The following is a 6,386-nucleotide window of genomic DNA, read 5'->3' as shown; positions in this document are numbered from 1 at the left end:
GAGCAGCTGGCGGCCAAACCCCGCTCGCTCTCGGGCGGCCAGGCCCAACGCGTCGCGCTGGCCCGCGCGCTGGCCACCGAGCCCGCGCTGCTGCTGCTCGACGAACCCCTGGCCGCGCTCGACGCCGCCACCCGGCTCCAGGTGCGCGCCGAACTCGCCCGTCATCTCGGCGAATTCACCGGCCACACCGTCCTGGTGACCCACGACCCGCTGGACGCGATGATCCTGGCCGACCGCCTGGTCATCATCGAGAACGGCCGCGTCGTGCAGGAAGGCGTGCCGCGCGAGGTCGCCCAGCGACCACGCACCGACTACGTCGCCCAGCTGGTGGGGCTGAACCTCTATCGCGGCACCGCCGACGGCACGACGGTCCGGCTCGACGGCGGCGGTGCGCTCACGATCGCCGAACCCGCTTCGGGCGCAGTCCATCTCGCGTTCGCCCCGCACGCGGTGAGCCTGTACCCCGAGCCGCCCGTCGGCAGTCCGCGCAACACCTGGCAGACCACGGTGACCGGGATCGAACAGCACGCGCACCTCACCAGGGTGCGGCTCGACGGCGCGCCCCCGGTGCTGGCCGAGGTCACCCCCGCGACGGTCGCCGAATTGCGCCTGCACGGCGGGACGACGCTGTGGGCCTCGGTCAAGGCGACCGAGATCCGCACCTACCCGGCCTAGCCGATCCCGCCGGGCCCGCGTCGGCCTGCCGATAGCATCGGGCTGGCCGTCACGTTCCGCGTCCTCAGGAGGTCACCGTGCCCGACTACGATTCCCACGCGGGTCAGCGGCCCGCGGCATGGTACGAGAACTGGACCGAGGGCCCCGATTCCCCGTGGCGAGACCGGCCCGACCCCGGTGCCGAGCGGGAGTACCGCACGCTGACCTACGAGCGGGACGGCCGCATCGCGCGCATCACCTTCGACCGGCCGGACAAGGGCAACGCGATCACCCCGGATACGCCGGTGGATCTCGCGCACGCCGTCGAGCGGGCCGATCTCGATCCCCGCGTGCACGTCATCCTGGTCTCCGGCCGCGGCAAGGGTTTCTGCGGCGGATACGACCTGGATATGTTCGCCGAACAGGGTTTCGCGAGTGCCGGCGGTTCCGACGAGGTCACCGGCACCGCGATCGATCCGGTCGCGCAGGCGGTCAACCACAATCCGTGGGGCACCTGGGACCCGATGCTCGACTACGCCATGATGAGCCGGTTCAATCGCGGCTTCGCCAGCCTGCTGCACGCGAACAAACCCACGGTGGCCAAGCTGCACGGCTTCGCCGTGGCAGGCGGAACCGATATCGCCCTCTACAGTGACCAGATCATCTGCGCCGACGACACCAAGATCGGCTACCCGCCCACCCGGGTCTGGGGCATCCCGGCCGCGGGCATGTGGGCGCACCGCCTCGGCGACCAGCGCGCCAAGCGCCTGCTGTTCACCGGCGACTGCCTGACCGGCAAGCAGGCCGCCGAATGGGGCCTGGCGGTGGAGTCCTGGCCCGCCGACCAACTCGACGCGCGCACCGAGGAACTGGTGGAGCGGATCGCGCGAATGCCGGTCAACCAGTTGATGATGGCCAAGCTGGCCCTCAACTCCAGTCTGCTGGCCCAGGGCGTCGCCACCTCCGGCATGGTCAGCACCGTCTTCGACGGCATCTCCCGGCACACCCGCGAGGGCTACGCCTTCCAACTCCGTTCGGCCACTGTCGGATTCCGAGAGGCCGTGCGGGAACGCGACGAGCCCTTCGGCGACCACAAACGAGGCACGCCCGGGCATCAGGACTGAGCCGCGGACCGGGGATCACACAGGGCGCGCAACGCCGGGCCCGCGGTGTGGCGAACGAAGTCGCAGTCCGCCAGGTGCTCGGCGTTGCCCAGCTCGACGGTCAGCTCGACGGATTCGGTGAATCGGTAGGGGCGACTGGTCAGCACGGCGCCGAGCACCCGCCGCAACCGGGAGACCTCCGCCCGGACCGCGACCGCGTGGTCCGGATCGCCGAACAGGGCGTTGCTCAGCTGGAGCACCGTCATCCCGTGTCGGCCGGACAGGTGCAGGAGTAGCAGGATCTCGGCGTGGCGGGCCGAGAGCGCACTGCGCCACCCGGATTCGCCGCCGTGCACGCTGATCGTCGGCGGCCCGGACAGATCGAGTTCGAGCCGGGTGCTGCGGGAGCCGGAGTCCGGCCGGATCAGCCAGCCGTCGGCGAGCTGTTCGGCGACGCACGGGCCGAGCCCAGGGACGGTGATCGCGCGCTCGGCGTGCGGTGCCGCGACCCGGCGGGTGGCGGTGACGCCGATCGCCTGGGCGACCCAGCCGTGCTCGTCGACCAACACGGCGGGCCCGGTGAGGGCGACCAGGGCGGGCGCGGCGGCGGCGCGCAGCCGGGCGAGCCGGTCTTCGTGATGACGCCACAGCTGTGCCTCCGCGAGCCGCACGCCGGTGGCGACCAGTGCGGTGACGGCCGGATGCAGGGTCAGGGCGGGGCCGCTGATGTCGACGATGCCGAGGAGTTCACCGGTGCGCGGGTCGTGGATCGGTGCCGCGGTGCAGTACCAGGGGTGCTGGAACTGCTCGAAGTGTTCGCCCGAGAACAGTTGCACCGGAGCGGCTTCGGTGAGCGCCGTGCCGATCGCGTTGGTGCCGACCGCCTCCTCGGTCCAGCGTGCGCCCTCGCGGAACCCCAGCGAATCCGCGCGATGGCGGACCTTCGCCGAACCGTGCCGCCACAGCACCACGCCCTCGGCGTCGGTGACGACGAGCATCAGCTGCGAGCTGGCCTCGGCCAGGCACGACACCGTCTGCGTCAGCTCCGAGATCACCGTGGTGAGCGAGGATGCGCGGCGCCGCCGTTCGACGTCGTCCACGCCGAGCATCGTGCGGGCCCGGGGCCGATCGGGCACGAGACCGGCCGCCAGTACCCGCGACCACGAGCGCGCGACCAGTGGCCGCGGCCGCAACGGCGAGCGGCCGCCGCCGATGACGGCCTCGTGCATCCGGATGAGATCGCGCGCGTAGCCCGACAGATCGGTGCCGGGTTCGACCGCGCCGAAATCGCTCACGATTCTCACCCCTTCATCCGGTCGAGCGGCGGTGCAACGCACTGCAACGATTGTGCCACCAGCCCCCGGTGGCGTGTGCTCTAGGTCACAGAATGTGGAGGAGGATTCGATGACCCAGACACTCGATCCCGCGGTGTGCGGATCGGACGCGGCAGATCCGCGGCAGCGGGTGGACGCCTGGCTGACGGCGTTCGAGGCGGCGCTGGCCGCACGCGATATCGATACGGCGGCAAGCATGTTCGCCATCGACAGCTTCTGGCGCGACCTGGTCGCGTTCACCTGGAACATCAAGACCGTCGAGGGCCGCGCCGGCGTGGCCGACCTGCTGCGGGCCCAGCTCGCCGATACCGATCCGTCCGGATTCCACACCACCGAACCGCCCACCGAGGCCGACGGGGTGATCAGCGCGTGGATCGGTTTCGAGACCGGCGCTGGCCGCGGCGTCGGTCATCTGCGACTCACCGACGCGGGCGCGTGGACGATGCTGACCGCGTTGCAGGAGCTGAAGGGCCACGAGGAGGGCAAGGGGACCCGCAGGCCCAAGGGCGTGCGCCACGGCGCCGACCGGGAGCGGGTGACCTGGTCCGAGCAGCGCGAACGCGAAGAGCGGGAACTCGGCTACACCCGGCAGCCGTATGTCCTGATCGTCGGCGGTGGACAGGGCGGCATCGCGCTCGGCGCGCGGATGCGCCAGCTCGGCGTTCCCGCGCTCGTCGTCGACAAGCACGACCGGCCCGGTGACCAGTGGCGCAAGCGCTACAAGTCGCTGTGCCTGCACGATCCGGTCTGGTACGACCACCTGCCGTATCTGCCGTTCCCCGACAACTGGCCGGTGTTCGCGCCCAAGGACAAGGTCGGCGACTGGCTCGAGATGTACACGAAGGTGATGGAGGTGCCCTACTGGACCAAGACCACCTGCACCTCGGCGCGCTACGACGACGCCTCGGGCGCCTGGACGGTCGAGCTCGAGCGGGACGGCGAACCGGTGGTGTTGCGCCCGCGGCACCTGGTGCTGGCCACGGGCATGTCGGGCAAGCCGAACATCCCGGATTTCCCCGGCAGGGAACGCTTCCGCGGCGACCAGCACCACTCGAGCGGGCATCCCGGACCGGACCGGTACGCGGGCAAGCGCGCGGTGGTGATCGGCGCCAACAATTCGGCGCACGACATCTGCGCGGCGCTGTGGGAGGCCGGCGCCGAGGTCACCATGGTGCAACGATCGTCCACCCACATCGTGAAGTCGGATTCGCTGATGGAACTCGGATTGGGCGACCTGTACTCCGAGCGGGCGCTGGCGGCCGGGATGACGACGCACAAGGCCGATCTCACCTTCGCCTCGCTGCCGTACCGGATCATGCCCGAGTTCCAGATCCCGGTCTACGACGCCATCCGCGAACGCGACGCCGACTTCTACGCGCGGCTGGAACGCGCGGGGTTCGACCTCGACTGGGGCGACGACGGCTCCGGGCTGTTCATGAAGTACCTGCGGCGCGGCTCCGGCTACTACATCGACGTCGGCGCCGCCGAACTCGTCGCCGACGGCGAGATCGGCTTGGCCCACGGCCAGGTCAGGGAACTCACCGAGGACGCGGTGATCCTCGACGACGGCACCGAACTGCCCGCCGACCTGGTCGTCTACGCCACGGGCTACGGCTCGATGAACGGCTGGGCCGCCGATCTGATCGGCCAGGATGTCGCCGACGCCGTCGGCAAATGCTGGGGATACGGTTCCGGTACGGCCAAGGATCCCGGACCATGGGAAGGGGAGCTGCGCAATATGTGGAAGCCGACCCAGCAGCAGGGCCTGTGGTTCCATGGCGGCAACCTGCACCAGTCCCGGCACTACTCGCTGTATCTGGCGCTCCAGTTGAAGGCCCGCTTCGAGCAGATCCCGACACCGGTGTACGGAAAGCAGGAGGTTCACCATCTGAGCTGATCGACCCCGCCGGGACTGCTCGGCCGACACCCGGCCGGGCAGCCTCCGGCTCCGCCGAACGTTCTCGCGGTACACCGGAACAGTTCAAGTTCCGGCCACCGCGGACCGAGGCCCCAGCGGTACGGTTCCCGGCTCGGACGTCGTCGTGCGGAAGGAGAATCCGAGCGGATGGTTCGCCGGAACGAGGGCATCAGCCGGCGCGGTGCGCTGATCGCGGCGGGCGCCGCGATCGGTGTCGGGGTGCTGGGTCAACCGCCGCGGGCGGGCACGATCCGGCGTCCCGCGACCGTCGGTGCGGTCGGGGCCGGGCAGCGGGCGGAGCTGGCGGAACGGGCGATCGTGGCGCGGCACGTGCGCTCGCTGTGGGGGGTGCCGCGGCGGAGCCTGGGCGCGCTGGTGTGGCCCGCGGCGCCGGTGGAACAGTCGTTCGGACGCTGGTGCTACTGGTGGCAGGCGCACCTGGTCGACTGCGCGATCGACGCCGCCCACCGTGATCCGACGCCGGCCCGCAAGGACCGGGTCGCGGCCCTCGCGCTCGGGATCCGCACCCGCAATGTCACCGGCTGGACCAACCGGTACTACGACGACATGGCGTGGCTGGCGCTGGCACTCGAGCGCGCCGACCGGCTGCTCGACATCCGGTTCGGCCACGCGGTCGACGACCTGCGATCCGCCCTGCTCGACGGCTGGAACGCCGAGCTCGGCGCGATCCCGTGGCGAGCGGGCGACGGCTACTACAACACCCCGGCGGTCGGCCCCGCCGGGATCGCGCTGGCCCGGCTGGGCGATCTCACCCGCGCGCGCCGGCTCGCCGACTTCCTGCACACCCGCCTGCGCGATCCTGTCAGCGGCGTGACCCTCGACGGCGTCCACGAGCCCGACGGACGGGTCGACCGGACCGTCCACACCTACTGCCAGGGCGTGGCGATCGGGCTGGAAACCGAATTGGCGGTGCGCACCGGCGACGCCGCGCACCGGGACCGCGCGGCGGCACTGGTCGCGGCCACCGGCACCGAGCTGACGGACGGAGGCGTGATCCTCGCGGCCGCCGCGAACGATTCCGGGTTGTTCATGGGTGTCCTCGCGCGCTACCTCGCCGAAACCGCGCTCGCCCTGGGCGATACCACCGCCGCGGCCATCGTGCACGCGTCGGCGCGGGCGGCCTGGGAACACCGCGCCGAGGTCGACGGGCTGCCGCTGTTCGGCATGGACTGGACCCGCCCGATCGCCGAGGTGCGGTATCCGAGCTCGCTGCTGCATCTCGAAGGGCCCGAGACCGCGTCGGCGGCGAACCTGAGCCGCGATCTGTCGGTGCAGCTGAGCGCGTGGATGCTGCTCGAGGCCGACCACCAGCTCACCGCCGCCGGACGGTGACCGCGCTGTGTCGGACCCCGATGC

General features: G+C 71.2%; 5 protein-coding genes. 4 read left to right on the top strand and 1 reads right to left on the bottom strand.

Annotation, left to right across the window (positions count from 1 at the left end; translation table 11 throughout):
- The coding region (locus V8688_RS05115) for an ATP-binding cassette domain-containing protein (RefSeq protein WP_342800285.1) at positions 1-675 on the top strand (675 nt) is incomplete at its 5' end.
- Between the two features lie 77 nt (positions 676-752).
- Positions 753-1,778: a crotonase/enoyl-CoA hydratase family protein gene (locus V8688_RS05110; protein WP_218720414.1), complete on the top strand. Its 1,026-nt coding sequence runs from the start codon at positions 753-755 to the stop codon at positions 1,776-1,778.
- Here V8688_RS05110 and V8688_RS05105 read toward each other — a convergent pair.
- Positions 1,769-3,052, bottom strand: coding sequence for a GAF domain-containing protein (locus V8688_RS05105; RefSeq protein ID WP_218720413.1), 1,284 nt, complete (start codon positions 3,050-3,052; stop codon positions 1,769-1,771). The two genes, V8688_RS05110 and V8688_RS05105, sit on opposite strands and share 10 nt — an antisense overlap.
- Positions 3,053-3,161: 109 nt before the next feature.
- On the opposite strand from V8688_RS05105, the gene V8688_RS05100 reads away from it, so the two are divergent.
- Positions 3,162-4,988, top strand: coding sequence for an NAD(P)/FAD-dependent oxidoreductase (locus tag V8688_RS05100; RefSeq protein WP_316574900.1), 1,827 nt, complete (start codon positions 3,162-3,164; stop codon positions 4,986-4,988).
- 168 nt (positions 4,989-5,156) lie between these two features.
- Entirely contained in the window at positions 5,157-6,362 is a 1,206-nt protein-coding gene (locus V8688_RS05095) for a glycoside hydrolase family 76 protein (protein ID WP_342800284.1), read from the top strand.
- Positions 6,363-6,386 lie beyond the last annotated feature (24 nt).

It is taken from the genome of Nocardia sp. No.11 (assembly GCF_038752175.1).
GTDB classification, from domain to species: domain Bacteria; phylum Actinomycetota; class Actinomycetes; order Mycobacteriales; family Mycobacteriaceae; genus Nocardia; species Nocardia canadensis.
The sequence above is the reverse complement of the archived record's forward strand: the minus strand, read 5'-3'. Positions and strand labels throughout refer to the sequence as shown.

Excerpts from the sequence above, each read along its gene's own strand:
- V8688_RS05100 (WP_316574900.1), top strand. The coding sequence starts at position 3,162 with ATGACCCAGACACTCGATCCCGCGGTGTGCGGATCGGACGCGGCAGAT.
- V8688_RS05095 (WP_342800284.1), top strand. The coding sequence starts at position 5,157 with ATGGTTCGCCGGAACGAGGGCATCAGCCGGCGCGGTGCGCTGATCGCG.